Source organism: Shigella sp. FJ200513, assembly GCF_040495915.1.
In the GTDB taxonomy this organism is placed as follows: domain Bacteria; phylum Pseudomonadota; class Gammaproteobacteria; order Enterobacterales; family Enterobacteriaceae; genus ECMA0423.
This window is the reverse complement of the sequence record NZ_JBDYCV010000213.1, coordinates 1-2,259: the sequence shown is the minus strand read 5'-3', so window position 1 is coordinate 2,259 and position 2,259 is coordinate 1. Positions and strand designations below refer to the sequence as shown.

1 protein-coding gene and 1 pseudogene are annotated in these 2,259 nt (G+C 38.6%); both read left to right on the top strand.

Translation table 11 applies throughout. The features are described from left to right. Nucleotides 1-560, top strand: a 560-nt coding sequence (locus ABZJ92_RS21530; RefSeq protein WP_152025993.1) for a site-specific integrase, incomplete at its 5' end; no start/stop codon positions are given. A gap of 348 nt (nt 561-908) precedes the next feature. Continuing rightward, a pseudogene (locus tag ABZJ92_RS21525) lies at nt 909-2,080 on the top strand (acyltransferase family protein). Nucleotides 2,081-2,259: the final 179 nt, after the last annotated feature.

Sequence of the window (2,259 nt, the reverse complement as noted above, 5' to 3'; positions counted from 1 at the left end):
TAAAGTCTGTTGTTGAATTTGCACTGGCAACAGGCTTAAGACGCTCGAACATCATCAACCTTGAATGGCAACAAATAGATATGCAGCGCCGGGTGGCATGGATAAACCCGGAAGAGAGTAAATCAAACCGCGCAATTGGCGTTGCGCTGAATGATACTGCATGTCGCGTATTGAAAAAACAAATCGGGAATCATCACCGTTGGGTATTTGTGTACAAGGAAAGCTGTACCAAACCAGACGGAACGAAAGCGCCAACGGTCAGGAAGATGCGGTATGACGCAAACACAGCCTGGAAAGCGGCGCTGAGACGAGCAGGTATTGATGATTTCAGATTTCACGACTTGAGACACACCTGGGCAAGTTGGCTGGTTCAAGCCGGAGTCCCGTTGTCAGTGTTACAGGAAATGGGAGGCTGGGAGTCTATCGAAATGGTTCGTCGATATGCTCACCTTGCACCTAATCACCTTACCGAACACGCACGGCAAATAGACTCGATCCTGAACCCATCGGTCCCAAATTCGTCCCAGTCAAAAAATAAGGAAGGTACTAATGATGTGTAACTTATTGATTTAAATGGTGCCGATAATAGGAGTCGAACCTACGACCTTCGCATTATGAATCTGTAGCACCAATCATAACTATCTGTTTTAGCAAGCATTAACCGCATTCACTAAGCTATAGTTGATGACACAAACAGAAAGTTGATGCATGATGTTGCCATATATATGTCACAAATACGGCACAACGATCTTCAAACATATAGCCACACATTCACAGAAGAGCACAAAGCCTTGCAATCCAGTGCAAAGCTTGGTGTGTCTCCGTTTTGTTTCATCAGTTACACATAACTATATGATCATTAACTAAAAGTCAGTATACTTGGAGAAATTTTAATTGCGTAATAGAGCATGCATATGATTGAAATTAACAGTTTATTATTAATAACATCCGTGATATTGATGTCGTTATTAGCTGTGGGGTTATTTGATAAAATTTCCCCAATAAATCTTGTTGAGCACGGCAGGAATAATCAAATAGATGGAATGCGGGGGTTCTTAGCAATTTTCGTGCTTATTCATCACGCAGCAATTTGGAATGGATACTTGTCATCTGGAGTATGGGAAGCACCTTCATCAAATCTGTTAGCAAATTTAGGCCAAGTTGGTGTGTCATTCTTTTTTATGATTACTGGTTATCTGTTCTTTTCAAAGATTATCTCTGGAGATCAGGACTGGACAAGGCTTTATGTATCAAGATTACTACGATTAACCCCAATGTTCATAGTTAGCCTATGTCTCATTTTTATCATTGTAGGTTTTAAGTCTGGATGGAGAATGCAGGTATCCACAGAAGAGCTTTTTGTGTCAATAATGAAGTGGTTGCCATTCACTGCGCTAGGTATGCCGAACATTAATGACGTAAAAGATTCATTTACTATCAATGCCGCTGTAACATGGACACTTGTATATGAATGGTTCTTTTATTTTTCTCTTCCGGTAATTTCCGCGCTCATAAAAAGAAAAGTCAGTATTTACATGGTTATGATTAGCGCAATATCGCTATTTGTTTTCATTTATTTTTCAGTAAAATACACATAGCATCATTTCTTTTTGGGCTCCTGGCATTTTTGCTAAATAAATCAAAGATAGTCAATGGAATTGCCAAAGCAAAAGTAACACCAATTATAATAACTGCGATAATGGTTTTTGAAATGACGTATTTCAAAACAACTTACGCACCGCTACCACTGATTCTTTGTGGAATAACATTTATCATTATCGCATCAGGTTGTGATTTGTATGGAATATTAAGATTAAATATAACCAGAAAGCTAGGAGAAACTACCTACAGCGTTTACCTTCTGCATGGGATATTCCTTTATTGCCTAATGACGTGGATTATTCCTAATAATTACACTGAAAATACATTTATCATACTGGTAAGCACAACTGCATTTCTTATTACGTTCACATCATGCCTAACTTTTAAATTAATAGAGACGCCATTCATCAAATTAACAAAACAAACCACAACTTTAGTAAAAGAATTAATACCCACATTAACAAACAACAATCAATAAACAATAAACATAAGCCGCCCTACATATATGTCCAAATGGGGCGGCGAATGTATTTATATTAGTCTGGTAATGCTAAATGCAAACGAACTGGAGATTCCTGCCCCGCTAAGCGTATTGCGCAGGGTCACCCTAAATGTATCTACGCCAATATAAGTAACATCACAACTAACTGAATCAGG